We start from the raw sequence: 25,774 nt of genomic DNA on the forward strand, positions 1-25,774 counted from the left end.
CATGCAAGCACTGGACTCGACACAACTGCTGCAAATCAACCTGTGGACGCTGGCCATCGTGGTCCTGCTGAGTTGCATGGCCCACCGCGAGCAATGGCTGGCGCGCCTGCTGTTCGGCGCGCTGACCGCGGCACTGCTGGTCAGGTACGTGGCCTGGCGCTTCGCCGACACCTTGCCTGACAGCCGCGCGGGGTTCGCCACGGTATGGGCTTATGGCTTCCTGTTCTTCGAGTTGTTGGGCATTGCCTATACCTTGTTTTCGATCGTGGTGATGTGCCGGCGCAGCGATCACCGCCACGCCGCGGACGCTGGCGAGCAGCGCTTGCGCGCGATGGGGGCCGAGGCGCCGGCGGTCGATGTGTTCATCTGCACCTACAACGAAGGGCTCGAGGTTCTGGAGAAGACCATCATTGCCGCGCAGGCCATGGACTACCCCAACTTTACCCTCTGGGTGCTGGATGACACGCGGCGGGACTGGCTGCGCGACTACTGCGCGAGCATGGGGGTGCGTTACACGCGGCGCGATGACAACCTGCACGCCAAGGCGGGCAACCTGAACAACGGCCTGCGCCAGTCGGCAGCCAGTACCAACGCGCCGTACATACTGGTGCTGGATGCAGACTTCGCCCCGCAGCGGCCGATTCTGCTGCGGACCTTGGGGCTGTTCCAGGACCCTGAGGTCGGGTTGGTGCAGACCCCGCAGTTCTACTACAACCCGGACCCTATCCAGCATAACCTGGGGTCGGCAAACAGCTGGGTGGATGAGCAACGGGTATTCTTCGATGTGTTCCAGCCTGCCAAGGATGCCTGGAACGCAGCGTTCTGCGTGGGCACTTCGTTCGTGGTGCGGCGTGATCTGGTCGAGCGCATGGGTGGTTTTCCCACGGGGTCGGTCTGTGAGGACATCTACACGTCCTACCGCCTGATGCAGATGGGCTACATCACCCGCTGGCTGAACGAGCGTTTGTCCATCGGGCTGTCTGCCGAGGGCCTGACCGAGTACATCAACCAGCGCGGCCGCTGGTGCCTGGGGACGATCCAGGTGGCCTTGCTGCGCCAGGGGCCGCTGTTCGGTCGCGGCTATGGCCTGAACGATCGCCTGCATTACCTGCACGGCCTGCTGCATTGGTGCTCCAAGCCTTTCATCCTGATGATGCTGGTGTCGCCGGTGCTGTATTGGTATTTCGGCATTGCCGGTTTCTATGCAACGCCGGCAGCGTTTCTGGCCTTCGGCATGCCGGCGCTGATCGCCTATTGGGGTTACAGCACCTGGGTGACCGGGCGGCGCTCACTGCCGATCTTCACCGAGGTGACGCAGATCGTTTGCGCATTGGCGGTGACCGCGACCCTGATCAGTGCTGCGATTCGCCCGTTCGGGCGGCCTTTCAAGGTGACGGCCAAAGGCCTGGACCGCTCCCAGACCCAAGTGCACTGGAAGCTGTTTGGGTTTTTCCTGGCCTTGAGTGTGTTGGCGCAGGTCGGCGCAATCACGGCGATCAGCACTGCCAGCCGACTGGACGGCAATATGGTGTTCAACCTGAGCTGGACGGTGCTGGTGCTGCTGTACAACCTGGCGACACTGGTGGCCTGCGTTGATCGGCCGCGGCTACACGGCGAGGAGCGCTTTCCGTTTGCTCGGCCCACCCAGCTGCGCCTGGGCGCCGGTACGCTGGGTGGGCAACTGGTCGATATCTCGATCAGCGGGGCGGCGTTCGAAGGCGCCATGGTCGGCGAGGTGCCGTGCGGCAGGCGTGGCCAGGTATGGGTGGACAAGGTGGGCTGGCTGGGGGCAGAGGTGGTACGCCGGGATGGCAGCCAACGGCTGGGGCTGCGCTTCGTATCGGTGCATGAGGCGCAGCGGCGCGCGCTGATCACCAGGCTGTTCAGCCAGGCCAATCCCAATGTGGCCAGCACGGCGCAACCCGCCACTGCGTTCTTCACCTTGCTGCGCCGGGCGCTGCTGGGCGAAGGCGACTGGCGCCTGCGGCTGGTGCGCCGGCCGCGGCAGGCGCCCATCGCCAGCGCGCGGGTGGCTGTGAAGCGCCGCAGCGCCCAGCCGGCTGCCCTGCAGGCTTCCAGCGGCCTTCTCGGCGTGCTGGCTCAACTGCGTGCCTTGATGAACAGCGTTTGGTGAGGGAAGGGCCCATGACTAGACCCCTGCAGTGTGTGATGTTGGCCGCTCAACTGTCTTTGGCCGGCTGTTCGCTCGAGCCTGCCTACGAGACACCGGCGTCCCCCATGGACACCGGCTGGCCGGATAGCGTCGAGGCGGGCTGCTGTGATCCGCGAAACGCTTTCGACCCGGATTGGCGAGCGTTCGTCAGTGACAGCCGCTTGCGCCGGTTGATCGAGTTGGCCCTGGTCGACAACCGTGACTTGCAGCAAGCCGCAGCCAGCGTGGCGCAGGCCAGGGCAGGCTATCAGGGCGCCGCGGCAGCGCTGTACCCCAGCCTGGGCGTCGACACCTATGCCGGGCGCGCAAAGTTGCCGGCGCTGGAGCAAACCCCCGGGGGCGGCTCCAGCGCCGGCAGCGTGGCCAACACCTTCCAGGCCACCGTGGGGTTCACGGCCTATGAGCTGGACTTCTTCGGCCGGGCACGAAGCCAGGCCCATGCGGCCGAGGCGCGCTTTCATGCCACGCTGGCCGACTACCAGGCTGCACGCATGGCCTTGATCGGCGAAGTGGCCGGGACCTGGCTGACGCTCAAGGCCAATCAGAGCTTGCTTGGGCTGGCAGAGCGCACATTCGAATCCCAGCAGCATTTCGGGCAATTGCTGCGTTCCAGTTTCAACCTGGGTTCGACCGCACGCATCGATGTCCACCAAGCCGATGCCATCACCAACACTGCTGCCGTGCAAGTCAGTACCTACCGGATGCAAGTGGCGCAGAACCTCAATGCGTTGCGGGTGCTGGTAGGGCAAACGGTCCCGGCCGGGCTGTTGCCGGAGGGCCAGCTTGGGGCGCAGATGGCGACAGCCGATGTACCCGCCGGGGTGCCTTCAAGCCTGCTTGAGCGGCGGCCCGACATTCGGGCGGCGCAGGCTCAGCTACGCGCTGCCAATGCAGAAATCGGCAGTGCGCGGGCCGCCTATTTCCCCAGCTTTTCGTTGACAGGCGCGCTGGGTAGCCTGAGTGGGGACTTTTCGCGGCTGCTGACAAGCCCGGCTCAGTTCTGGAACCTGGCGGCGCTCGGTTCGCTGACATTGCTCGATGCCGGCCAGCGCAGGGCAGGGGTGGATGCCACTTGGGCCCAATACGACCAGCGTGTGGCTGCTTACGAGCAGACCGTGCTCAACGCCTTCCGTGAAGCGGCCAATGCGTTGAATGCGCGGCAGGAGATGCTGCCGCAGGTCGCGGCCCAGCGGCAGCTGGTCGAGGACTATGAACAAGCCTACCGGCAGTCGCGGCTGCGTTTCGAGGCAGGTCTGGACAGCTACTTCTCGACCATGGACGCCCAGCGCTCGCTGTTCGGTGCGCAGCAGCGTTGGCTGGAGCTGGAGCTGGCGCGCGAGATCAACCAGGTTAACCTGTTCAAGGCGCTCGGGGGTGGCTGGTCACCAGGGCCGACGGCAATCGTGGGCAGTGCTGCGCAAGTCGCACGCTAGTTGGCCTGGGTGGCTGATGCGTATCGCCGGGGGAGGGCATGAGCCAGCCCTTGGGCCGCGCGACACCAGGCGTGCGCGCGGCCCAAGGGCTGGCCGGGGGGCTGAAGCGTTACCCGATCAAGCCTTACTTGCGGTCGCCGAGGGCAACGATGTCGCGCTTCTGCTCGCCGGTGTACAGCTGGCGCGGACGGCCGATCTTGTACGGGCTGGAGAGCATTTCCTTCCAGTGCGAAATCCAGCCCACGGTACGTGCCAGGGCGAAGATCACGGTGAACATGCTGGTTGGAATGCCGATCGCCTTGAGGATGATCCCCGAGTAGAAGTCGACGTTCGGGTACAGCGAGCGCTCGATGAAGTACGGATCGGTCAGTGCGATCTCTTCCAGGCGCATGGCCAGTTCCAGCTGCGGGTCGTTCTTGATGCCCAGCTCGCGCAGTACTTCATCGCAGGTCTGTTTCATCACGGTGGCGCGCGGGTCACGGTTCTTGTAGACGCGGTGACCGAAGCCCATCAGCTTGAACGGGTCGTTCTTGTCCTTGGCCTTGGCGATGAAGGTGTCGATGTTCGAGACATCGCCGATTTCATCGAGCATGGTCAGTACGGCTTCGTTCGCACCGCCGTGCGCCGGGCCCCACAGGGCAGCGATGCCCGCGGCGATACAGGCGAACGGGTTGGCACCCGACGAGCCGGCCAGGCGCACGGTGGAGGTGGAGGCGTTCTGCTCATGGTCGGCATGGAGGATGAAGATCCGGTCCATTGCCTTGGCCAGTACCGGGCTGATCGGTTTGATCTCGCACGGGGTGTTGAACATCATGTGCAGGAAGTTTTCCGCGTACGACAGGTCGTTGCGCGGGTACATCATCGGCTGGCCCATGGAGTACTTGTAAACCATCGCCGCCAGGGTCGGCATCTTCGCGACCAGGCGCACCGCGGAGATTTCGCGGTGTTGCGGGTTATTGATGTCCAGGGAGTCGTGGTAGAACGCCGACAGGGCACCGACCACACCGCACATGACCGCCATCGGGTGGGCGTCGCGGCGGAAACCGTTGAAGAACGACTTCAGCTGCTCGTGAACCATGGTGTGGTTTTTCACGGTGCTGACGAACTGCGCCTTCTGCTCGGCATTCGGCAGTTCGCCGTTGAGCAGCAGGTAGCAGGTTTCGAGGTAGTCGGATTGCTCGGCGAGCTGTTCGATCGGGTAGCCGCGGTGCAGCAGGATCCCTTTGTCGCCGTCAATGTAGGTGATCTTCGACTCGCACGAGGCGGTCGCCATGAAACCAGGGTCGAAGGTGAAGTGACCAGTGGCCCCTAACCCGCGGACGTCGATTACATCAGGACCAACGGTGCCGGTTAAAATGGGCAGCTCGACGGGGGCAGCGCCCTCGATGACCAACTGCGCTTTTTTGTCAGCCATGTGGCCTCCTATTAATGCTTGAAATCATCAGACAGACCCCCCACGCAGGGCCCGCACCACTATAGAGGGATAAATTCAGATGTCAATTTGCCTAAAGGCTTGTTGAATCAGGCATTCAAGCCTGATTTTTCCCGAAATTCTCGCCCATTTACGCCTTTTGCTCATTAAAGGCAATGCGCTATTTGGGCTACCCCGTCACGTTGTCATAAGCAGCCTAACTGTCTATACTCGGCACCCGACCGCCAGGGGCTTGCAAGCCCGAACTGCTGGGGGTCGCCGTTCCCTGGGTGGTGGGTACCTGACCAGTACACTTACCAACAACTTTGCCCTGATTCGCTAGGGGCTCTTCAGTGTGAAAAAAGCCGTGAAAAGCCAACGACCTGTAAACCTAGACCTAAGGACCATCAAGCTCCCTGTCACTGCGTACACGTCCATCCTGCACCGTATCTCCGGCGTCATCCTGTTCATCGGCCTTGCCATCATGCTTTATGCACTGGGCAAATCGCTGGGTTCCGAGGAAGGCTTCGGCGAGGTGAAGGCGTGTCTGACCAGCCCGCTGGCCAAGTTCGTGACCTGGGGGCTGTTGTCTGCCCTGCTTTATCACCTCGTGGCAGGTGTTCGTCACCTGATCATGGACATGGGCATCGGCGAGACGCTGGAAGGCGGCAAGCTGGGCTCGAAAATCGTGATCGTCATCTCCGTGGTGCTGATCGTTCTGGTGGGAGTTTGGGTATGGTAACCAATGTCACGAACCTGTCGCGTTCGGGCCTCTATGACTGGATGGCGCAGCGCGTATCTGCGGTCGTTCTCGCGGCTTATTTCATCTTCCTGATCGGCTACGTGGTCGCCCACCCAGGCATCGACTACACCCAGTGGCATGGTCTGTTCTCCAACAACGCGATGCGAATCTTCAGCTTGCTGGCCCTCGTTGCCCTCGGCGCTCACGCCTGGGTCGGCATGTGGACCATTGCTACCGACTACCTGACGCCTATGTCGTTCGGCAAGTCGGCAACTGCGATTCGTTTCCTGTTCCAGGCGGTATGCGGCGTTGCGATGTTCGCTTACTTCGTCTGGGGTGTGCAGATTCTCTGGGGTATCTGATTCATGGCTAGCATTCCAACCATTTCTTTCGACGCCATCATCATCGGTGGCGGCGGCGCCGGCATGCGCGCTGCGCTGCAACTGGCTCAAGGCGGCCACAAGACTGCCGTAGTCACCAAGGTCTTCCCGACCCGTTCGCACACTGTATCCGCCCAGGGTGGCATCACCTGCGCCATCGCTTCGGCCGACCCGAACGACGACTGGCGCTGGCACATGTACGATACCGTCAAGGGTTCCGACTACATCGGTGACCAGGACGCTATCGAATACATGTGTCAGGAAGGCCCGGCTGCCGTGTTCGAGCTGGACCACATGGGCCTGCCGTTCTCGCGTACCGAGACCGGCCGTATCTACCAGCGCCCGTTCGGTGGCCAGTCCAAGGACTTCGGTAAAGGTGGCCAGGCCGCCCGCACCTGCGCGGCGTCCGACCGTACCGGTCATGCGCTGCTGCACACCCTGTACCAGGGTAACCTGAAGGCCGGCACCACCTTCCTCAACGAGTACTACGCCGTTGACCTGGTGAAAAACAAGGAAGGCGCTTTCGTTGGTGTGATCGCGATCTGCATCGAAACCGGCGAAACCATGTACATCAAGTCCAAGGCTACCGTGTTGGCCACTGGCGGTGCCGGTCGTATCTACGCCTCCACCACCAACGCCCTGATCAACACCGGTGACGGTATCGGCATGGCCCTGCGTGCAGGCGTTCCGGTGCAGGACATCGAAATGTGGCAGTTCCACCCGACCGGCATCGCCGGCGCCGGTGTACTGGTCACCGAAGGTTGCCGTGGTGAGGGTGGCTACCTGATCAACGCCCACGGCGAGCGCTTCATGGAGCGTTACGCGCCGAACGCCAAAGACCTGGCCGGCCGCGACGTGGTCGCCCGTTCCATGGTCAAGGAAATCATCGCCGGCAACGGCGTGGGCCCGAACAAGGACCACGTGCTGCTGAAGCTGGACCACCTGGGCGAAGAAGTGCTGCACAGCCGCCTGCCAGGTATCTGCGAACTGTCCAAGACCTTCGCCCACGTCGACCCGGTTGTCGCGCCGGTGCCGGTGGTTCCGACCTGCCACTACATGATGGGTGGTGTTGCCACCAACATTCATGGCCAGGCCATCACCATGGACGAAGAAGGCAAGGATCACATCATCCCTGGCCTGTTCGCCGTAGGCGAAGTTGCGTGCGTATCGGTACACGGTGCCAACCGCCTGGGCGGCAACTCGCTGCTCGACCTGGTGGTATTCGGCCGTGCTGCCGGCCTGCACCTGGAGAAGGCACTGAGCGACGGTATCGAGCACCTCGACGCCAGCGACACCGATATCGATGTTGCCCTGAACCGCCTGAACAAGCTCAACGAGCGTACTTCCGGTGAAGACGTAGCCAGCCTGAAGCGCGAGCTGCAGAGCTGCATGCAGAACTACTTCGGTGTGTTCCGTACCGGCGAATACATGCAGAAGGGTATCGAGCAACTGGCCGGCCTGCGTGAGCGCATCGCCAACGTCAAGATCAACGACAAGTCCCAGGCCTTCAACACCGCGCGTATCGAAGCGCTGGAGCTGCAGAACCTGCTGGAAGTCGCCGAAGCTACCGCCATCGCGGCCGAAGCCCGTAAAGAGTCCCGTGGCGCTCACGCCCGTGAAGACTTCGAAGACCGTGACGACGAAAACTGGCTGTGCCACACCCTGTACTACCCGGGTGAGAAGCGCGTTGCCAAGCGTGGCGTCAACTTTGCGCCGAAGACTGTTCCAGCCTTCGAACCAAAAGTCCGGACTTACTAAGGGTGGCTGCTATGTTGAAAGTCGAAGTTTATCGTTACAACCCGGATACCGATTCGGCGCCAAAAATGGAGTCGTTCGACGTCGATACCGGCGGCAAGGACTTGATGGTGCTGGACGTACTGGCCCTGATCAAGGAAAAGGACGAAGGTTTCTCGTATCGTCGTTCCTGCCGTGAAGGCGTGTGCGGTTCCGACGGCATGAACATGAACGGCAAGAACGGCCTGGCCTGCATCACCCCGCTGTCGGCGGTGGTCAAGGGCAACAAGCTGGTTCTGCGCCCTCTGCCAGGCCTGCCGGTCATTCGTGACCTGGTGGTCGACATGAGCATCTTCTACAAGCAGTACGAGAAGGTGAAGCCGTTCCTGCAGAACGACACGCCGGCCCCGGCCATCGAGCGCCTGCAGTCGCCGGAAGACCGCGAAAAGCTGGACGGCCTGTACGAGTGCATCCTGTGCGCTTGCTGCTCGACTTCCTGCCCGTCGTTCTGGTGGAACCCGGACAAGTTCCTGGGCCCGGCCGCGCTGCTGCAGGCCTACCGTTTCCTGGCCGACAGCCGCGACACCAAGACTCAGGAGCGCCTGGCGTCCCTGGATGACCCGTTCAGCGTATTCCGCTGCCGCGGGATCATGAACTGCGTGAACGTTTGCCCGAAAGGTCTCAACCCGACCAAGGCAATCGGCCACGTACGTAACATGCTGCTGCAAAGCGGCACCTGATACACCGTGTTGTACCTGCAGTAAGCCGAGGTGCGGGCGGTGAGCCCGCACTGAGGTAAAACCCGAGCAAGGGCCCAAAAAGCCCGCGCTCATTACCTATGAAGATATGAGACCAGCAGGGGCTTTCCGGGCTGGTACCCGGAAAATCAGCAGGATCCAGGTGGCGTGGTTCAGTCGCTGTTTTCGGACTTTTCCAGGTTTGCTTCGGCTCTCGCCGATCAGTCCCCTAATCGAGGGTGACCAAGCATGCAAGAAAGCGTGATGCAGCGCATGTGGGATAGCGCCCACCTTTCAGGTGGTAACGCTGCATATGTGGAAGAGCTCTACGAGCTCTACCTGCACGACCCTAACGCTGTGCCAGAAGAGTGGCGCACTTACTTCCAGAAGTTGCCAGCCGACGGCAGCACCGCTACTGATGTATCGCACTCGACAATCCGCGACCATTTCGTACTGCTGGCAAAGAACCAGCGCCGCGCCCAACCGGTATCTGCCGGGAGCGTGAGCAGTGAACACGAGAAGAAGCAGGTTGAAGTTCTGCGACTGATCCAGGCCTATCGTATGCGCGGCCATCAGGCTGCCAAGCTCGACCCGTTGGGGTTGTGGCAGCGCCCTGCGCCCGTAGACCTGTCGATCAATCACTACGGCTTGACCAATGCCGATCTTGATACGACCTTCCGTGCCGGCGACCTGTTCATCGGCAAAGAGGAGGCGAGCCTACGCGACATCCTGGATGCACTCCAGAAGACATATTGTCGCACCATTGGCGCCGAGTTCACCCACATCGTCGATTCCGAGCAGCGCAGCTGGTTCCAGCAGCGCCTGGAAAGCGTGCGCGGCCGTCCGGAATACTCCGCTGACGTGCAGGCCCACCTGCTCGAGCGCGTTACCGCCGGTGAAGGCCTGGAAAAATACCTGGGCACCAAGTACCCAGGCACCAAGCGCTTCGGCCTGGAAGGTGGCGAGAGCCTGATCCCGATGCTGGACGAAATGATCCAGCGTTCCGGCTCCTACGGCACCAAGGAAGTCGTCATCGGCATGGCCCACCGTGGCCGTCTGAACGTGCTGGTGAACACCTTCGGCAAGAGCCCGCGCGAGCTGTTCGACGAGTTCGAAGGCAAGAAGATGAACGAGCTGGGCTCCGGTGACGTGAAATATCACCAGGGCTTCTCCTCGAACGTGATGACCTCCGGTGGCGAAGTGCACCTGGCCATGGCGTTCAACCCGTCCCACCTGGAAATCGTTTCGCCGGTGGTCGAGGGTTCGGTGCGCGCCCGTCAGGACCGCCGCAACGACACCGTTGGCGACAAGGTGCTGCCGATCTCGATCCACGGCGACGCTGCATTCGCCGGCCAGGGTGTGGTCATGGAAACCTTCCAGATGTCGCAGACCCGCGGTTTCAAGACCGGCGGCACCGTGCACATCGTGATCAACAACCAGGTTGGTTTCACCATCAGCAACCCGCTGGACGCGCGCTCCACCGAGTACGCCACCGACGTGGCCAAGATGATCCAGGCGCCGATCCTGCACGTGAACGGCGATGACCCGGAAGCAGTGCTGTTCGTCACCCAGCTGGCCATCGACTACCGCATGCAGTTCAAGCGTGACGTGGTCATCGACCTGGTCTGCTACCGCCGTCGCGGCCACAACGAGGCCGACGAGCCGAGCGGCACCCAGCCGCTGATGTACCAGCAGATCACCAAGCAGCGTACCACCCGCGAGCTGTACGCCGAGTCGCTGATCCAGGCTGGCCGTATCGATGCCGAGCGTGCCCAGGCGAAGATCGACGAGTACCGCAACGCGCTGGACAACGGTCTGCACGTGGTGAAAAGCCTGGTCAAGGAGCCGAACCGCGAGCTGTTCGTCGACTGGCGCCCCTACCTGGGCCATGCCTGGACTGCGCGTCACGACACCCGCTTCGACCTCAAGACCTTGCAGGACCTGTCGGCCAAGCTGCTGGAAATCCCGGAAGGCTTCGTCGTCCAGCGCCAGGTGGCGAAGATCTACGAAGACCGCCAGAAGATGCAGGCCGGTGGCTTGCCGATCAACTGGGGCTATGCAGAAACCATGGCCTACGCCACCCTGCAGTTCGAAGGTCACCCGATCCGCATGACCGGCCAGGACATCGGCCGTGGCACCTTCTCGCACCGCCATGCAGTGCTGCACAACCAGAAGGATGCCGGCACCTACGTACCGCTGAAGAACCTGTTCCCGGGCCAGCCGATGTTCGAGCTGTACGACTCCTTCCTGTCGGAAGAAGCCGTGCTGGCCTTCGAGTATGGCTACTCGACCACCACGCCGAACGCGCTGGTGATCTGGGAAGCCCAGTTCGGCGACTTCGCCAACGGTGCGCAAGTGGTCATCGACCAGTTCATCACCAGCGGCGAGCACAAGTGGGGTCGCCTGTGCGGCCTGACCATGCTGCTGCCGCACGGCTATGAAGGGCAGGGCCCGGAGCACTCCTCCGCGCGCCTGGAGCGTTACCTGCAGCTGTGTGCCGAGCACAACATCCAGGTCTGCGTGCCAACCACGCCGGCGCAGATCTACCACCTGCTGCGTCGTCAGGTCATTCGCCCGCTGCGCAAGCCGCTGATCGTGCTGACACCGAAGTCGCTGCTGCGTCACAAGCTGGCCGTTTCGACCCTGGAAGACCTGGCAGAAGGCTCGTTCCAGACCGTGATCCCGGAAATCGACAACCTCGATCCGGCCAAGGTCGAACGCCTGGTCCTGTGCGGCGGCAAGGTCTACTACGACCTGCTGGAGAAACGCCGTGCCGAGGGCCGCGAAGACATCGCCATCGTGCGTATCGAGCAGTTGTATCCGTTCCCGGAGGATGACCTGGTCGAAATCCTGGCGCCGTACACCAACCTCAAGCATGCCGTGTGGTGTCAGGAAGAGCCGATGAACCAGGGTGCCTGGTACAGCAGCCAGCACCACATGCGCCGTATCCTGGGCCGCCACAACAAGGCGCTGGTCCTGGAATACGCCGGCCGCGACGCTTCCGCCGCGCCTGCTTGTGGTTACGCTTCGAAGCACGCCGAACAGCAGGAAAAACTGCTGCAAGACGCCTTCACTGTCTAACGCCTTCGCGCACCTGAAACCGAATTTAAGGAAATACAGATAATGGCTATCGAGATCAAAGCCCCAACCTTCCCGGAATCGGTTGCCGATGGCACCGTTGCCACCTGGCACAAGAAGCCGGGCGAAGCCGTCAAGCGTGACGAGCTGATCGTCGACATCGAGACCGACAAGGTCGTCCTGGAAGTGCTGGCTACCGCTGACGGCGTGCTGGGCGACATCGTCAAGGGCGAGGGCGACACCGTCCTGTCCGACGAGGTGCTGGGTTCGATCGTTGAAGGCGGCGCTGCTGCCGCACCTGCTGCCGCCGCTGCACCTGCCGCTGCACCCGCNNCCCCCCCCGCGGCGGCCCCTGCCGATGCTGGTGAAGACGACCCGGTCGCCGCCCCGGCTGCGCGCAAGCTGGCCGAAGAAAACGGCATCGACCTGGCCAGCGTTGCCGGTACCGGCAAAGGTGGTCGCGTCACCAAGGAAGACGTGGTTGCAGCGGTTGCCAACAAGAAGTCGGCACCTGCCGCTGCGCCGGCTGCCAAGCCTGCTGCCGCTGCTGCTGCCCCGGTGGTCACCGCTGCTGGCGACCGCACCGAGAAGCGCGTCCCGATGACCCGCCTGCGTGCCAAGATCGCCGAGCGCCTGGTAGAAGCCCAGTCGAGCATGGCCATGCTGACCACCTTCAACGAAGTGGACATGACCGAAGTCATGGCCCTGCGTTCGAAGTACAAGGACCTGTTCGAGAAGACCCACAACGGCGTGCGCCTGGGCTTCATGTCGTTCTTCGTCAAGGCTGCCACCGAGGCGCTGAAGCGCTTCCCGGCGGTCAACGCCTCGATCGACGGCAACGACATCGTCTACCACGGCTATGCCGACGTCGGCGTCGCGGTGTCCAGCGACCGTGGCCTGGTGGTACCGGTACTGCGTAACGCCGAATCGATGAGCCTGGCCGAAATCGAAAACGGCATCGCCACCTTCGGCAAGAAGGCCCGTGACGGCAAGCTGTCGATCGAAGAGATGACCGGTGGCACCTTCACCATCACCAACGGCGGTACTTTCGGTTCGATGATGTCGACCCCGATCGTCAACCCGCCGCAGGCCGCGATCCTCGGCATGCACAACATCATCCAGCGCCCGATGGCCGTTAACGGCCAAGTGGTGATTCGCCCGATGATGTACCTGGCGCTGTCCTACGATCACCGCCTGATCGATGGCAAGGAAGCGGTAACCTTCCTGGTCACCATCAAGAACCTGCTGGAAGATCCGTCTCGCCTGCTGCTGGACATCTAATCGCGCGGCTGTAAGCTGCGAGCGGCAAGCTTCAAGTCGAAGCCTGTCTGTCTCGCAGCTTGCAGCTTGCTGCTTGAAGCTCAAAAGGAATCTTTTATGACCCAGAAATTCGACGTAGTGGTAATCGGTGCAGGTCCTGGCGGTTATGTCGCTGCCATCAAGGCCGCACAACTCGGTCTGAAGACTGCCTGCATCGAGAAGTACACCGACGCCGAGGGCAAGCTGGCCCTGGGCGGCACCTGCCTGAACGTCGGTTGCATTCCTTCCAAGGCCCTGCTGGACAGCTCCTGGAAGTACAAGGAAGCCAAAGAAAGCTTCAACGTGCATGGCATCTCCACCGGTGAAGTGAAGATGGACGTTGCCGCGATGGTTGGCCGCAAGGCTGGCATCGTCAAGAACCTGACCGGTGGCGTGGCCACCCTTTTCAAGGCCAACGGTGTTACTTCGATCCAGGGCCACGGCAAGCTGCTGGCGGGCAAAAAGGTCGAAGTCACCAAGGCTGACGGCACCACCGAAGTGATCGAAGCCGAGAACGTTATCCTGGCCTCCGGCTCGCGTCCGATCGACATTCCGCCAGCGCCTGTCGACCAGAACGTCATCGTCGACTCCACCGGCGCCCTGGAATTCCAGGCCGTACCCAAGCGCCTGGGCGTGATCGGTGCTGGCGTCATCGGCCTGGAGCTGGGCTCGGTATGGGCTCGCCTGGGTGCTGAAGTCACCGTGCTGGAAGCCCTGGACACCTTCCTGATGGCTGCCGACACTGCCGTGTCGAAAGAAGCCCAGAAGACCCTGACCAAACAAGGCCTGGACATCAAGCTCGGCGCGCGCGTGACCGGCTCGAAAGTCAACGGCGACGAAGTCGAAGTCACCTACACCAACGCCGAAGGCGAGCAGAAGATCACCTTCGACAAGCTGATCGTTGCGGTCGGCCGCCGTCCGGTGACCACCGACCTGCTGGCTTCCGACAGCGGCGTGACCATCGACGAGCGTGGCTACATCTACGTCGACGACCACTGCGCGACCAGCGTGCCGGGCGTCTATGCCATCGGTGACGTGGTGCGTGGCCTGATGCTGGCGCACAAGGCCTCGGAAGAGGGCATCATGGTGGTTGAGCGCATCAAGGGCCACAAGGCCCAGATGAACTACGACCTGATCCCTTCGGTGATCTACACCCACCCGGAAATCGCGTGGGTCGGCAAGACCGAACAATCCTTGAAGGCCGAGGGTGTTGAGGTTAACGTAGGCACCTTCCCGTTCGCGGCCAGCGGCCGTGCGATGGCGGCCAACGACACCGGTGGTTTCGTCAAGGTCATCGCCGACGCCAAGACCGACCGCGTGCTGGGTGTACACGTGATTGGCCCATCGGCTGCCGAACTGGTGCAGCAGGGCGCAATCGCAATGGAATTCGGCACCAGTGCCGAGGACCTGGGCATGATGGTCTTCAGCCATCCAACCCTGTCCGAAGCGCTGCATGAAGCAGCGCTGGCTGTGAATGGCGGCGCCATTCACGTGGCCAACCGTAAGAAGCGTTAATCATAAGAAACCACGGCGGGCAGCCCGTCGTGAGTCTTGCGTGCATGACTCACCGCGGAACGTCCGCCGGACCGGATCACATGGGATAACCCGGGGTCAACGGTCACAGGTGGCGCGGCGCCAGTAATGGCGCAGCGCCGAAGCGCAGTACCTAACGAAGACGGTAAAAAGCATGAATCTTCACGAGTATCAGGGTAAGCAGCTGTTCGCTGAGTACGGCCTGCCAGTTTCCAAGGGTTTCGCAGTCGATACCCCTGAGCAAGCTGCAGAAGCCTGCGACAAGATCGGCGGGAACGAGTGGGTAGTCAAAGCCCAGGTTCACGCGGGTGGTCGCGGTAAAGCGGGCGGCGTCAAGCTGGTTCGCAGCAAGGAAGACGCCAAGGCGTTCGCTGCACAGTGGTTGGGCAAGAATCTGGTTACCTACCAGACCGATGCCAACGGTCAACCCGTCTCCAAGATTCTGGTCGAATCCTGCACTGACATCGCCAAAGAGCTGTACCTGGGCGCTGTAGTCGATCGTTCGAGCCGCCGCATCGTGTTCATGGCCTCCACCGAAGGTGGCGTGGACATCGAGAAAGTCGCTCACGAAACGCCTGAGAAAATCCTCAAGGCCACCATCGACCCACTGGTCGGCGCACAGCCGTTCCAGGGTCGCGAGCTGGCATTCCAGCTGGGCCTGGAAGGCAAGCAAGTTCAACAGTTCGCCAAGATCTTCGTAGGCCTGGCCAAGCTGTTCAAGGATCACGACCTGGCACTGCTGGAAGTGAACCCGCTGGTGATCAAGGCCGATGGCGACCTGCACTGCCTCGATGCCAAGATCAACATCGACGCCAACGCCATGTACCGTCAGCCTAAGCTGAAAACCTTCCACGACCCGTCGCAGGACGACGCCCGTGAAGCCCACGCTGCCAAGTTCGAACTGAACTACGTTGCCCTCGAAGGCAACATCGGCTGCATGGTCAACGGTGCCGGCCTGGCCATGGGTACCATGGACATCGTCAACCTGCACGGCGGCAAGCCGGCCAACTTCCTCGACGTTGGCGGCGGTGCTACCAAAGAGCGCGTTACCGAAGCGTTCAAGATCATTCTGTCCGACAGCAATGTCGCGGCCGTTCTGGTCAACATCTTCGGCGGCATCGTTCGCTGCGACATGATTGCCGAAGGCATCATCGGTGCAGTGAAAGAAGTCGGTGTCAAGGTTCCGGTCGTCGTTCGCCTTGAAGGCAACAACGCCGAACTGGGCGCTAAAGTACTGGCAGAAAGCGGTTTGAACATCATTGCGGCAACCAGCCTGACCGACGCTGCTCAACAAGTTGTCAAAGCTGCGGAGGGCAAGTAATGAGCGTCCTGATCAATAAAGACACCAAAGTCATCTGCCAGGGCTTCACCGGCTCGCAGGGTACTTTCCACTCCGAACAGGCCATCGCCTACGGCACCAAGATGGTCGGCGGCGTAACCCCAGGCAAGGGTGGCACCACCCACCTGGGCCTGCCGGTGTTCAACACCGTGAAGGAAGCCGTGGAAGCTACCGGCGCTGATGCTTCGGTCATCTACGTACCGGCTCCTTTCTGCAAGGACTCGATCCTGGAAGCAGCCTTCGGCGGCATCAAGCTGATCGTCTGCATCACCGAAGGCATTCCAACCCTGGACATGCTGGATGCCAAGGTCAAGTGCGACGAGCTGGGCGTGACCCTGATCGGCCCTAACTGCCCAGGTGTCATCACCCCGGGCGAGTGCAAGATCGGCATCATGCCAGGCCACATCCACCTGCCAGGCAAGGTCGGTATCGTGTCGCGCTCCGGCACCCTGACCTACGAAGCTGTGAAGCAGACCACCGACGCCGGCTTCGGCCAGTCGACCTGTGTCGGTATCGGCGGTGACCCGATTCCGGGCTCCAACTTCATCGATATCCTGAAGCTGTTCCAGGAAGACCCGAAGACCGAAGCGATCGTCATGATCGGCGAGATCGGCGGTTCGGCTGAAGAAGAAGCAGCGGCCTACATCAAGGCCCACGTGACCAAGCCTGTCGTTTCCTACATCGCTGGTGTTACCGCACCTGCCGGCAAGCGCATGGGCCACGCTGGCGCCATCATTTCTGGCGGCAAAGGCACTGCAGACGAGAAGTTTGCAGCCCTGCAGGACGCGGGTGTGAAAACCGTGCGTTCCCTGGCCGACATAGGCAAGGCCCTGGCCGAGCTGACCGGTTGGGAAGCCAAGAAGTAATACCGCTACACCCCCCACGCGCACAGAGGCCACCTTCGGGTGGCCTTTGTCGTTTGTGGGGTTCTGTATTCCTGTGCCGAACTCTTCGCGGGCAAGCCCGCGAAGAGGCCAGAACAGGCACTGTAGATTTTTCGATGGGTTTGATAGGAATTTTCACACAGACGCAGCGTTTAAACCGAGGATAATTCCTTCTGTCTTCGGTCGCACAGACGACAAACATGTACGCACATCGGACAAGCAGCACTGTTCCAGTGCGTTTGACTGACAAAACGGTTACATTACGCGCTCACTCTGTGCCCGTACCCCAAAAGGGAACGACACGCTAAACGGGTCTGGCCTATCAAGCCGGGCAGCATTTCCCCTCATCCAAAGGGAAATCCCCTCTCGAATCCCGATTTCAGCAGTGTGGTACTACCTTAAAATGAAAGTTCTCAAAGGCCAGGATATCCTGGCGCTTGGCTTTATGACGTTTGCGCTTTTTGTGGGTGCAGGCAACATCATCTTCCCGCCTATCGTCGGCCTGCAGTCCGGCCCCCATGTGTGGATGGCGGCGCTGGGCTTCCTGGTCACGGCCGTAGGCCTGCCGGTCATCACCGTGGTCGCCCTGGCCAAGGTCGGTGGTGGCATGGATGCCCTGAGCAGCCCGATCGGCAAATTCTTCGGCGGCTTGCTGGCGGCTGTCTGCTACCTGTCGGTCGGCCCACTGTTCGCTACCCCGCGTACGGCGACCGTTTCGTTCGAAGTGGGTGTTGCTCCGCTGACCGGGGAAAGCCCGCTGGCGCTGTTCATCTACAGCCTGGTGTATTTCGCTGTGGTGCTGGCCGTGTCGATGTACCCCGGCAAGTTGCTCGATACCGTGGGCCGCTTCCTGGCGCCGCTGAAGATCATCGCCCTGGCCGTACTGGGCATTGCCGCCTTTGCCCTGCCGGCAGGGGGCATGGGTGACGCGCAGCCGGCTTATTCGGCCGCGGCCTTCTCCAAAGGCTTCTCCGATGGCTACCTGACCATGGATACCCTGGGGGCCCTGGTGTTCGGTATCGTCATCGTCAACGCCATCCGCTCGCGCGGTGTCGAGTCGCCGAAGCTGATTACCCGTTATGCCATCATCGCCGGCCTGATCGCCGGTGTCGGCCTGGCCCTGGTCTACATCAGCCTGTTCCGTCTGGGCGCCACCAGCCACGATATCGCGGCAGATGCCACCAATGGCGCGGCCGTTCTGCATGCCTACGTACAGCACACCTTCGGTTCGTTGGGCAGCGGCTTCCTTGCGGTGCTGATCGCGCTGGCCTGCCTGGTGACTGCGGTGGGCCTGACCTGCGCATGCGCCGAGTACTTCAGCCAGATCCTGCCGCTGTCGTACCGCGCCCTGGTGGTGATCCTGGCTGGCTTCTCGCTGTTGATTTCCAACCTTGGCCTGACCAAGTTGATCATGTTCTCGATCCCGGTACTTACCGCCATCTACCCGCCCTGCATCGTGGTAGTCGGCCTGAGTTTCGTGAAAGACCTGTGGCATTCGCCGACCCGTATCCTGGCGCCGGTCATGCTGGTGTCGCTGGTGTTCGGCATGGTCGATGCGATCAAGGGCAGCAGCCTTGCCCATATGCTCCCGGACTTCATGGCGCACCTGCCGTTGAGCGATGCCGGCATGGCCTGGCTGGTGCCATCGGTGGTGACCCTGATGGGCGCCGTCGCCTGCGACCGCATGCTGGGCAAGCCGCGCGAAGCGCTGGCCTGACGCGCCGGGCCAAGCCTTGGGGGCGGCACCGGCCACAAGCCGAAGGGTGCCCGCCCAAGGTGCAAGCTGCAGAGCCCCGTATCGGCAACGATGCGGGGCTTTTTTCTGGCCCACACCGGCAGTACGAATTTCAGCAGGAATGTGTGCCTTTTGCCGCTTGCCAGCGTCGAAACCCGGTCCCTATCCTTCAGGCACCTGGCCTTTTCGGGAATCCTGCATGAATTTCATCCAAAGCAACCTCAACAACCTGCTGGCCGTCGCCTGGTTCGCCCTGTGCTGGGGTGGCTATACCCGGTATGCGATCTGGAAAGGGCGCGACACCGCGTGCCTGGCCAGCGTGCTGCACCTGTACCGTGAAGACTGGATGCGGCGCATGTTGCTGCGCGATAACCGTATTGCCGATGCCAGCGTGATCGGCAACCTGGAGCGCAACGCGTCGTTCTTCGCCTCCAGCACCTTGATCATCCTGGCCGGTATCCTCACCGTGCTGGGGGCCTCCGACAGGGCGCTGTCGCTGCTGGCCGACCTGCCGCTGGTGCAGCAGACTTCGCAGGGCATGTCGGAGATCAAGTTGTTGTGCCTGGCCATGGTCTTCGTGTACGCCTTCTTCACTTTCAGCTGGTGCATGCGCCAATACAACTTTGCTGCCGTACTGGTTGGCTCGGCACCGATGATTGGCGAACGGCAGGTCAACGAACTGGAACGCAAGGCGTTCGCCTCGCGGGCAGCACGGGTGTTGTCGCTGGCGGCCAACCAGTTCAACCTTGGTTTACGTTCCTATTACTTCGGCATGGCCATGTTGAGCTGGTTCATCAGCCCGTGGTTGTTCATGGGCATGAGTGTGGGTGTTGTATTGATCTTGTACCGGCGGGAGTTCCATTCCGATGTGCTGGAGGTGATGGTCTTTACCCCCACGGATAGTGTCAGCAGCGAGCCATTGAAAGAGGGTGGTGTAGCAGTGAACTGAAACGATTAACCGTGAATTCAACGCAAAAAAAAACCCGACAACGTCGGGTTTTTTTATCGGGCTGATTACTGCTTGGCAGGTTCTGCCGGCGCCGGAGTAGCCGGGGCGGCTTCTTCGGCAGCCTTTTGCTCGGCTTCAGCCTGATCTTTGGCAGCTTCGGCGTTTTCCTTGGCGGCGTCGTTCATTTTATCCTGAGCTTCGCCCATCTTTTCCTGGGCTTGCTCGGCATGTTCCTGCGCATCTTGGGCTTTGTCTTCGCTCGCTTTATCGCAAGCAGCCAGGCCCATGGCAGCAGCCAGCATCAGAGCAAAAGCAAATGGTTTACGCATGGGGGTGTTTCTCCTTGGTGTGATAAGTGACTTGTTCCTTCGAGTGCAGCCACTTGGAATAAGTTCAACGAAGGTTTCAGATATATAACGCCCCGTTCTACATGGACTTTTGAACCCACCTATGCCGTTTGGAAGGGACGTGGTAACAGCCTATGAGTGATGCGACCTTGATGTCCATGGCCGAGCGTTTTCTTTCGGCATTGAAACACTGCCAGTTGTTGCAGATGCGTGTGGCACAGGCGGATGAAACTGGCATGACGCTGGTCCTGCCCTGGTCGCCGGCCATTGTCGGCAACCCGCAAACCGGTGCCGTACACGGTGGGGCGCTGACAACGCTGATGGACACCACCTGCGGCATGGCCACGCTATGCGCACTGCCGCGCTTCGAGGTATGCCCGACCCTGGATCTGCGCATCGACTACATGCACCCGTCGGTACCGGGCAAGGACATCCATGGGCATGCCCAGTGTTACCGGGTGACCCGCGACGTGATCTTCACCCGTGGCAGCGCCTACCAGGACGACCCCGAGCGGCCGATCTGCCAGGTGGTGGGTACGTTCATGCGGTTGGGCCCGCAGGTCAAAGGCGGCATCCGCTTCGGCAGCAGCCTGAAGGAGGGCGGGTCATGATTCCGCCGTCCATTCGCCAGCAACTCAATGCAGCACACGCGCAAGGTGACTACCGCCCCTTGCTGGCATTGATTCCCTACGCGGGGTTGATCGGCATCGAATGCGAGCGCGAGGGGGATGACCTGCTGTTCCGCCTGCCGGCCAATCCGGACACTATCGGCAACCCCCTCTTGCCCGCTATCCATGGCGGGGTGATTGCCGGCTTCATGGAGCTGTCGGCAGCGCTGTACCTGCTGATCTACAGCGACAGCGCCAGCATTCCGAAGATCATCGATTTCTCCATCGACTACCTGCGCGCCGGGCTGTTGCGCGATACCTACGCCCAGTGCCAATTGTGGCGCCAGGGGCGACGGGTGACCAACGTGGCCATTACCGCCTGGCAGGGCGACCGCCAGTCGCCGATTGCCACGGCCCGCGCGCATTTCAAGATCGAACCGCAAAAGCCCTTGAAATCATCCGGGCAGCCCCCATCTGCATGACATCCGCCGTTAAAGCAGGCTGTACCGCCCGCCAGGCGCCATTGCAATCAGATCGGAGTTTTGAAGACCATGAGTGTGGAGACTCAGAAAGAAACGCTTGGCTTCCAGACCGAGGTAAAGCAACTGCTGCACCTCATGATCCATTCCTTGTATTCGAACAAGGAGATCTTCCTGCGTGAACTGATCTCCAACGCCTCCGACGCCGCCGACAAGCTGCGCTTCGAGGCGCTGGCCAAGCCAGAGTTGCTGGAAGGCGACGCCGACCTGAAGATTCGCCTGAGCTTCGACAAGGAGGCGGGTACCGTGACCCTCGAGGACAACGGTATCGGCATGAGCCGCGAAGACGTCATCACCCACCTGGGCACCATCGCCAAGTCCGGCACTGCCGACTTCATGAAGAACCTCACCGGTGACCAGAAGAAGGACTCGCACCTGATCGGCCAGTTCGGCGTGGGCTTCTATTCCGCGTTCATCGTTGCCGACAAGGTTGACGTGTACAGCCGTCGCGCCGGCCAGCCGGCTGCCGAAGGCGTGCATTGGTCGTCCCGTGGCGAGGGTGAGTTCGAAGTCGCCACTGTCGACAAGCCCCAGCGCGGTACCCGCATCGTCCTGCACCTGAAGAAGGACGAGCAGGAGTTCGCCGATGGCTGGCGTTTGCGCAACGTGGTCAAGAAGTACTCCGACCATATCGCCTTGCCTATCCAGTTGCCGAAAGAGCAGGCGGCTGCCGAAGGTGAAGAGCAGCCGGCCGAAGAGTGGGAAACCGTCAACCGTGCCAGCGCCCTGTGGACCCGTTCGCGCAGCGACGTGAAGGACGAGGAATACCAGGAGTTCTACAAGCACATCGGCCACGACTTCGAGAACCCGCTGGCCTGGAGCCACAACAAGGTCGAAGGCAAGCTTGAATACAACTCGCTGCTGTATGTGCCGGCCCGCGCGCCGTTCGACCTGTACCAGCGCGAAGCGCCACGCGGCCTGAAGCTGTATGTACAGCGCGTGTTCATCATGGACCAGGCCGAGTCGTTCCTGCCGCTGTACCTGCGCTTCATCAAAGGTGTGGTCGACTCCAACGACCTGTCGCTGAACGTGTCGCGTGAAATCCTGCAGAAAGACCCGATCATCGACTCGATGAAGACCGCGCTGACCAAGCGCGTGCTGGACATGCTGGAGAAGTTGGCGAAGAACGAGCCTGAGCAGTACAAGGGCTTCTGGAAAAACTTCGGCCAGGTGCTGAAGGAAGGCCCGGCCGAAGACTTCGCCAACAAAGAGAAGATCGCCAGCCTGCTGCGTTTTGCCTCCACCCACGACGACAGCGGCGAGCAGAGCGTTGCCCTGGCCGACTACCTGGCGCGCGCCAAGGAAGGCCAGGACAAGATCTACTACCTCACCGGTGAGTCCTACGCGCAGGTCAAGAACAGCCCGCACCTGGAAGTCTTCCGCAAGAAAGGCATCGAAGTGTTGCTGCTGACCGACCGCATCGACGAGTGGCTGATGAGCTACCTCAACGAATTCGACGGCAAGGCCTTCGTCGACGTCGCCCGCGGCGACCTGGACCTGGGCAAGCTGGACTCCGAAGAGGACAAGAAAGCCCAGGAAGAAGTCGCCAAGGACAAGGAAGGCCTGGTCGAGCGCCTGAAAGGTGCATTGGGTGAAAGCGTGGCCGAAGTCCGCGTGTCGCACCGCCTGACCGACTCCCCGGCGATCCTGGCCATTGGTGAGCAGGACCTTGGCCTGCAGATGCGCCAGATCCTCGAGGCCAGTGGGCAGAAAGTGCCGGAGTCCAAGCCGATCTTCGAGTTCAACCCAAGCCACCCGCTGATCGACAAGCTGGACAACGAGCAGAGCGAAGACCGTTTCGCCGAGCTGTCGCATATCCTCTTCGATCAGGCGGCCCTGGCGGCCGGGGACAGCCTGAAAGACCCGGCAGCGTACGTTCGTCGCCTGAACAAGCTGCTGGTCGAGCTGTCTGCTTGAGTTGATGCAGAGGAAAGCCCGCTTCGGCGGGCTTTTTTATGACGAGTGCCAATGGAGTGCCTGATGAGCAAAGTAATCGTCGAATCGCTGGTGTATCACCTGTCCGGCCGAACCTACGAAAGCCGCCTGGTCTACGAGCCCGGGGCGCTGGGGCGCCCGGGCCTGGTCATGGCACCGAACTGGATGGGGATTGGCGAAGGTGCCGAACGCATCGCCAAGGAAGTGGCCGAAAAGGGCTATGTGGTGTTGCTCGCCGACCTGTATGGGCAGTCGGTGCGCCCGTCCAATGCGGACGAAGCGGGCGCAGCGATGATGCCGCTCAAGAACGACCGCGGCGAACTTCGCAAGCGCATGCAGGAGGCCCTGGCCCAGTTGCTGGGGCAGTCCAAGGCGCTGCTGGAGCCTGGCAAAGTTGCCACCTTCGGCTTCTGCTTCGGGGGTTGCTGTGCGCTGGAGCTGGCGCGCAGCGGCGCCGACTTGCGTGCGGCAGTGTCGTTCCACGGCACATTGGACACGCCGAACCCCGAGGATGCCAAGCGCATCAAGGGCTCGGTGCTGGTGCTGCACGGTGCATCGGACCCATTGGTGCCGAAAGAGCAGCTGCCGGCATTCGAGGACGAGATGAATGCGGCCAAGGTCGACTGGCAGTTGCTCAGCTATGGCGGGGCCGTGCATTCGTTCACCGACCCTGGCGCCAATGTGCCGGGCAAGATGCAGTATGACCGGCGCACCTCGGAGCGGGCGTTCCGTTCGATGCATAACCTGCTGACTGAAGTGTTCCAGCGCTGATCGCATAGTGGGGCTGCTGTGCAGCCCTTCGCGGGCTTGCCCGTTCCCAACTCTCACCCTGTGGGAGCGGGCAAGCCCGCGAAGGGGCGCAAAGTGGCCCCAATCAGCGAGGCAACTCGATCCTCGAGCTCTCCCCCGGCACGACCGGCCAATCCCCCGCAGCCCATTTGGCCCTGGCCTGCTCGATCAGCGCCGGGTCACTGGCGACAAAGTTCCAGTTCATCCGCCGCGGCCCATCCAGCGGCGCGCCGCCAATCAGTACCAGCTGGCATTCACCTTGCGCACACAGCGTCACCTCTTCGCCCTCCGGCAGCACCACCAGGCTGCACGGCGCCACATCCTCGCCGTTCATCTGCAGTTCGCCCTCCAACAGGTACAGCGCCCGCTCCACGTGCTCGTTCGGCACCTGCAAGGTAGTCGCCGTTTGCATCTGTACCTGGGCATAGAGGGTAGGGGACAGCACCGGCACCGGTGACGCCAGGCAGAACCCGGTGCCGGCAATCATGCAGATGCGCACCCCCAGGCTGTCGCTGACCGGCAGGCTGGCCGCAGGATGATGGCTGTAGCTGGGCGCGCCTTGTTCATGCTCACGTGGCGAGGCCAGCCAAACCTGCAAGCCGTGCAGGCTTGACCCTTTGGCCAAGGCGTCAGCAGGGGTGCGCTCGACGTGCGCCACGCCGCGACCGGCCGTCATCCAGCTGACGTCGCCGGGCAGCACCAACTGGTCCGAGCCCAGGCTGTCCTTGTGCTGAATTGCCCCTTCGAACAGGTAAGTCAGGGTTGAAAGGCCGATGTGCGGGTGTTGGCGGATGTCCATGCCGCGCCCGGGGGCGTAGGCGGTTTTCAGCATGTGATCGAAGAATACGAACGGGCCGACACTGCGGCGCTGCGCCGCTGGCAGCGGGCGCAGAATCGGCTGGCCCTCGACCGACTCTGCACGGGGGCGAATGATCAGCGTGCTGCTCATGAGAAGGGCTCCAGGCAAGGGGGCAATGCCCAAGCATAACGGTTTGCCTGCTGTGCCTGAACCGTCTTCTGCACCGGCCGGTCTACCTTGTCTGATACCAGGAGAAGGGAGCTGCCCATGAATGCCAAAGCGCTGGCCTGCGCGTTACTGTCCGCTTGCTTGTGCCAAGCGGTACAGGCGCGTGACTACCGCTACAGTGACGCCCACCTGCACTATGTGGATTTCTTCCAGGAAAGCGAAGGGATGCCGGCATTGCTCAAGGCGATGGATGCGGCAGGCGTTGACCAGTCGATGATTTCCGGCATTCCGGTGGCCAAGAAGTGGCACGAAGACGAGCCCAAGCGCCCGCGTTACTACGCCGGTGATGATGCCGATGCTTACTGGTACAGCGCCACCGACACCTATGTGGCGGCCGCGCTCCAGCAGTTGCCACCGCAGCAGCGTAAACGCTTCCACCCGTTCCTGAGCGGGTTCAACCCGGTGGACAAGAACGCCGTCAGCCATATCGAGCGTATGCTCGATCTGTACCCGGGGCTATGGCAGGGCATCGGGGAGGTGTTTACCCGCCATGATGACCTGACTGCGTTGACCAGTGGCGAAACGCCGCGCGCCAACAACGAAGCCATGACCCGGATCTATCACCTGGCCGCTGAGCGCGACCTGCCAGTGCTGCTGCACTCCAACATCACCTCCAAGCGCGAGCGCAACCCGCTGTACCTGGCAGAAATCGAAGAGCCGCTACGCAATCACCCGCACACCCGGTTCATCTGGGCCCATGCTGGCAGCAGCATGGAGATACACCGGCATCAGACGCAGATGGACTTTTTACTGCCAGTGCTGACGCGGTTGCTTGAGGATTACCCGAACCTGTATGTCGATCTGTCGTGGAGTGTGCTGCAGCCGTATCTGCTGGATGACAAGGGTGTGCCGCGCAAGGAATGGCTGGCGTTGGTCGAGAAGTACCCGGAGCGGTTCATGCTGGGGTCGGATGTGGTGGGGCAGTTTGGCAGCCTGGGCGAGCAGATGCACGGGTTCAAGCCGTTTCTGGATGCGTTGCCGGAGGGGGTGGCGAACAAGGTAGCCAAGGAGAACTTCCTGGCTGTGTTGCCCAGGCAGAAGTAAGGGTTTACCAGTACTGACCTATCGCAGGCAAGCCAGCTCACAGGGATCGCATCAGGGC

At 61.7% G+C, this 25,774-nt stretch carries 21 protein-coding genes; 18 read left to right on the forward strand and 3 right to left on the reverse strand.

Annotated features, from left to right (window positions below; translation table 11 throughout):
- Position 1 precedes the first annotated feature (1 nt).
- Positions 2-2,134: a glycosyltransferase family 2 protein gene (locus G1E_RS01710; protein ID WP_047149578.1), complete on the forward strand. Its 2,133-nt coding sequence runs from the start codon at positions 2-4 to the stop codon at positions 2,132-2,134.
- Positions 2,135-2,145: 11 nt separating this feature from the next.
- Positions 2,146-3,606 (forward strand): efflux transporter outer membrane subunit, encoded by a 1,461-nt coding sequence (locus G1E_RS01715; RefSeq protein WP_047149579.1) that lies wholly within the window; start codon positions 2,146-2,148, stop codon positions 3,604-3,606.
- 124 nt (positions 3,607-3,730) lie between these two features.
- Here G1E_RS01715 and gltA read toward each other — a convergent pair whose 3' ends face one another.
- Positions 3,731-5,020 (reverse strand): citrate synthase, encoded by a 1,290-nt coding sequence (gene gltA, locus G1E_RS01720; RefSeq protein WP_029886714.1) that lies wholly within the window; start codon positions 5,018-5,020, stop codon positions 3,731-3,733.
- Between the two features lie 352 nt (positions 5,021-5,372).
- Between gltA and sdhC the strand changes: the two genes are divergently transcribed.
- The 11 genes from sdhC (at position 5,373) to G1E_RS01775 (ending at position 19,427) form a co-directional block, all read left to right on the forward strand.
- Positions 5,373-5,759, forward strand: a complete 387-nt coding sequence (gene sdhC, locus G1E_RS01725; protein WP_008091902.1) for a succinate dehydrogenase, cytochrome b556 subunit — start codon at positions 5,373-5,375, stop codon at positions 5,757-5,759.
- Positions 5,753-6,121 carry a succinate dehydrogenase, hydrophobic membrane anchor protein gene (gene sdhD, locus G1E_RS01730; protein WP_008091903.1) on the forward strand — a complete coding sequence of 123 codons (369 nt, stop codon included), beginning with the start codon at positions 5,753-5,755 and terminating at the stop codon, positions 6,119-6,121. The genes sdhC and sdhD overlap by 7 nt, the downstream gene beginning before the upstream one ends.
- A 3-nt stretch (positions 6,122-6,124) precedes the next feature.
- Complete coding sequence (sdhA, locus tag G1E_RS01735; RefSeq protein ID WP_009684709.1) at positions 6,125-7,897, forward strand: succinate dehydrogenase flavoprotein subunit; 1,773 nt, start codon at positions 6,125-6,127, stop codon at positions 7,895-7,897.
- An 11-nt stretch (positions 7,898-7,908) separates the two neighbouring features.
- The gene (locus G1E_RS01740) at positions 7,909-8,613 is read left to right on the forward strand and encodes a succinate dehydrogenase iron-sulfur subunit (RefSeq protein ID WP_009684708.1); all 705 of its coding nucleotides are present in this window, start codon (positions 7,909-7,911) and stop codon (positions 8,611-8,613) included.
- A gap of 246 nt (positions 8,614-8,859) precedes the next feature.
- The gene (locus G1E_RS01745) at positions 8,860-11,691 is read left to right on the forward strand and encodes a 2-oxoglutarate dehydrogenase E1 component (RefSeq protein WP_029886713.1); all 2,832 of its coding nucleotides are present in this window, start codon (positions 8,860-8,862) and stop codon (positions 11,689-11,691) included.
- Between the two features lie 42 nt (positions 11,692-11,733).
- The gene (gene odhB / locus G1E_RS01750) at positions 11,734-12,969 is read left to right on the forward strand and encodes a 2-oxoglutarate dehydrogenase complex dihydrolipoyllysine-residue succinyltransferase (protein ID WP_047149580.1); all 1,236 of its coding nucleotides are present in this window, start codon (positions 11,734-11,736) and stop codon (positions 12,967-12,969) included.
- 96 nt (positions 12,970-13,065) lie between these two features.
- Positions 13,066-14,502, forward strand: coding sequence for a dihydrolipoyl dehydrogenase (gene lpdA, locus G1E_RS01755; RefSeq protein WP_009684703.1), 1,437 nt, complete (start codon positions 13,066-13,068; stop codon positions 14,500-14,502).
- A 172-nt stretch (positions 14,503-14,674) separates the two neighbouring features.
- On the forward strand, positions 14,675-15,841 hold the full coding sequence (gene sucC, locus G1E_RS01760) for an ADP-forming succinate--CoA ligase subunit beta (protein ID WP_003254205.1): 1,167 nt from the start codon (positions 14,675-14,677) through the stop codon (positions 15,839-15,841).
- On the forward strand, positions 15,841-16,725 hold the full coding sequence (gene sucD, locus G1E_RS01765; RefSeq protein ID WP_003254203.1) for a succinate--CoA ligase subunit alpha: 885 nt from the start codon (positions 15,841-15,843) through the stop codon (positions 16,723-16,725). Before sucC ends, sucD begins: the two co-directional genes overlap by 1 nt.
- Before the next feature lie 421 nt (positions 16,726-17,146).
- A complete protein-coding gene (brnQ, locus tag G1E_RS01770; protein WP_009684702.1) occupies positions 17,147-18,460 on the forward strand; it encodes a branched-chain amino acid transport system II carrier protein in 1,314 nt (437 codons plus the stop codon).
- 217 nt (positions 18,461-18,677) lie between these two features.
- A complete protein-coding gene (locus G1E_RS01775; protein ID WP_009684701.1) occupies positions 18,678-19,427 on the forward strand; it encodes a DUF599 domain-containing protein in 750 nt (249 codons plus the stop codon).
- 65 nt (positions 19,428-19,492) lie between these two features.
- Here the strand turns inward: G1E_RS01775 and G1E_RS01780 are convergent, their stop codons facing one another.
- Positions 19,493-19,756 carry a hypothetical protein gene (locus tag G1E_RS01780; RefSeq protein ID WP_009684700.1) on the reverse strand — a complete coding sequence of 88 codons (264 nt, stop codon included), beginning with the start codon at positions 19,754-19,756 and terminating at the stop codon, positions 19,493-19,495.
- Positions 19,757-19,908: 152 nt separating this feature from the next.
- Between G1E_RS01780 and G1E_RS01785 the strand changes: the two genes are divergently transcribed.
- The 4 genes from G1E_RS01785 to G1E_RS01800 all read left to right on the forward strand — a co-directional run bounded on the left by G1E_RS01785 (position 19,909) and on the right by G1E_RS01800 (position 23,627).
- The gene (locus G1E_RS01785; protein WP_009684699.1) at positions 19,909-20,385 is read left to right on the forward strand and encodes a PaaI family thioesterase; all 477 of its coding nucleotides are present in this window, start codon (positions 19,909-19,911) and stop codon (positions 20,383-20,385) included.
- Complete coding sequence (locus G1E_RS01790; RefSeq protein ID WP_009684698.1) at positions 20,382-20,864, forward strand: PaaI family thioesterase; 483 nt, start codon at positions 20,382-20,384, stop codon at positions 20,862-20,864. Before G1E_RS01785 ends, G1E_RS01790 begins: the two co-directional genes overlap by 4 nt.
- A 69-nt stretch (positions 20,865-20,933) precedes the next feature.
- Entirely contained in the window at positions 20,934-22,838 is a 1,905-nt protein-coding gene (gene htpG / locus G1E_RS01795) for a molecular chaperone HtpG (RefSeq protein WP_009684697.1), read from the forward strand.
- A 63-nt stretch (positions 22,839-22,901) separates the two neighbouring features.
- Positions 22,902-23,627 (forward strand): dienelactone hydrolase family protein, encoded by a 726-nt coding sequence (locus G1E_RS01800; RefSeq protein WP_009684696.1) that lies wholly within the window; start codon positions 22,902-22,904, stop codon positions 23,625-23,627.
- 103 nt (positions 23,628-23,730) lie between these two features.
- Here the strand turns inward: G1E_RS01800 and G1E_RS01805 are convergent, their stop codons facing one another.
- Positions 23,731-24,594 (reverse strand): pirin family protein, encoded by an 864-nt coding sequence (locus G1E_RS01805; RefSeq protein ID WP_009684695.1) that lies wholly within the window; start codon positions 24,592-24,594, stop codon positions 23,731-23,733.
- Positions 24,595-24,711: 117 nt separating this feature from the next.
- On the opposite strand from G1E_RS01805, the gene G1E_RS01810 reads away from it, so the two are divergent.
- Complete coding sequence (locus G1E_RS01810; protein WP_047149581.1) at positions 24,712-25,716, forward strand: amidohydrolase family protein; 1,005 nt, start codon at positions 24,712-24,714, stop codon at positions 25,714-25,716.
- Positions 25,717-25,774: the final 58 nt, after the last annotated feature.

Source organism: Pseudomonas sp. TJI-51 (assembly GCF_000190455.2).
GTDB classification, from domain to species: Bacteria; Pseudomonadota; Gammaproteobacteria; order Pseudomonadales; family Pseudomonadaceae; genus Aquipseudomonas; species Aquipseudomonas juntendi.

Bases quoted from the DNA above. Each gene is read 5' to 3' on its own strand.
- sdhA (WP_009684709.1), top strand. From the start codon at position 6,125: ATGGCTAGCATTCCAACCATTTCTTTCGACGCCATCATCATCGGTGGC.
- G1E_RS01740 (WP_009684708.1), top strand. From the start codon at position 7,909: ATGTTGAAAGTCGAAGTTTATCGTTACAACCCGGATACCGATTCGGCG.
- sucD (WP_003254203.1), top strand. From the start codon at position 15,841: ATGAGCGTCCTGATCAATAAAGACACCAAAGTCATCTGCCAGGGCTTC.
- G1E_RS01775 (WP_009684701.1), top strand. From the start codon at position 18,678: ATGAATTTCATCCAAAGCAACCTCAACAACCTGCTGGCCGTCGCCTGG.
- G1E_RS01710 (WP_047149578.1), top strand. From the start codon at position 2: ATGCAAGCACTGGACTCGACACAACTGCTGCAAATCAACCTGTGGACG.
- lpdA (WP_009684703.1), top strand. From the start codon at position 13,066: ATGACCCAGAAATTCGACGTAGTGGTAATCGGTGCAGGTCCTGGCGGT.
- htpG (WP_009684697.1), top strand. From the start codon at position 20,934: ATGAGTGTGGAGACTCAGAAAGAAACGCTTGGCTTCCAGACCGAGGTA.
- G1E_RS01780 (WP_009684700.1), bottom strand. From the start codon at position 19,756: ATGCGTAAACCATTTGCTTTTGCTCTGATGCTGGCTGCTGCCATGGGC.
- sdhD (WP_008091903.1), top strand. From the start codon at position 5,753: ATGGTAACCAATGTCACGAACCTGTCGCGTTCGGGCCTCTATGACTGG.
- gltA (WP_029886714.1), bottom strand. From the start codon at position 5,020: ATGGCTGACAAAAAAGCGCAGTTGGTCATCGAGGGCGCTGCCCCCGTC.
- G1E_RS01810 (WP_047149581.1), top strand. From the start codon at position 24,712: ATGAATGCCAAAGCGCTGGCCTGCGCGTTACTGTCCGCTTGCTTGTGC.
- G1E_RS01790 (WP_009684698.1), top strand. From the start codon at position 20,382: ATGATTCCGCCGTCCATTCGCCAGCAACTCAATGCAGCACACGCGCAA.
- G1E_RS01715 (WP_047149579.1), top strand. From the start codon at position 2,146: ATGACTAGACCCCTGCAGTGTGTGATGTTGGCCGCTCAACTGTCTTTG.
- sucC (WP_003254205.1), top strand. From the start codon at position 14,675: ATGAATCTTCACGAGTATCAGGGTAAGCAGCTGTTCGCTGAGTACGGC.
- G1E_RS01785 (WP_009684699.1), top strand. From the start codon at position 19,909: ATGAGTGATGCGACCTTGATGTCCATGGCCGAGCGTTTTCTTTCGGCA.
- brnQ (WP_009684702.1), top strand. From the start codon at position 17,147: ATGAAAGTTCTCAAAGGCCAGGATATCCTGGCGCTTGGCTTTATGACG.
- G1E_RS01800 (WP_009684696.1), top strand. From the start codon at position 22,902: ATGAGCAAAGTAATCGTCGAATCGCTGGTGTATCACCTGTCCGGCCGA.
- G1E_RS01805 (WP_009684695.1), bottom strand. From the start codon at position 24,594: ATGAGCAGCACGCTGATCATTCGCCCCCGTGCAGAGTCGGTCGAGGGC.
- G1E_RS01745 (WP_029886713.1), top strand. From the start codon at position 8,860: ATGCAAGAAAGCGTGATGCAGCGCATGTGGGATAGCGCCCACCTTTCA.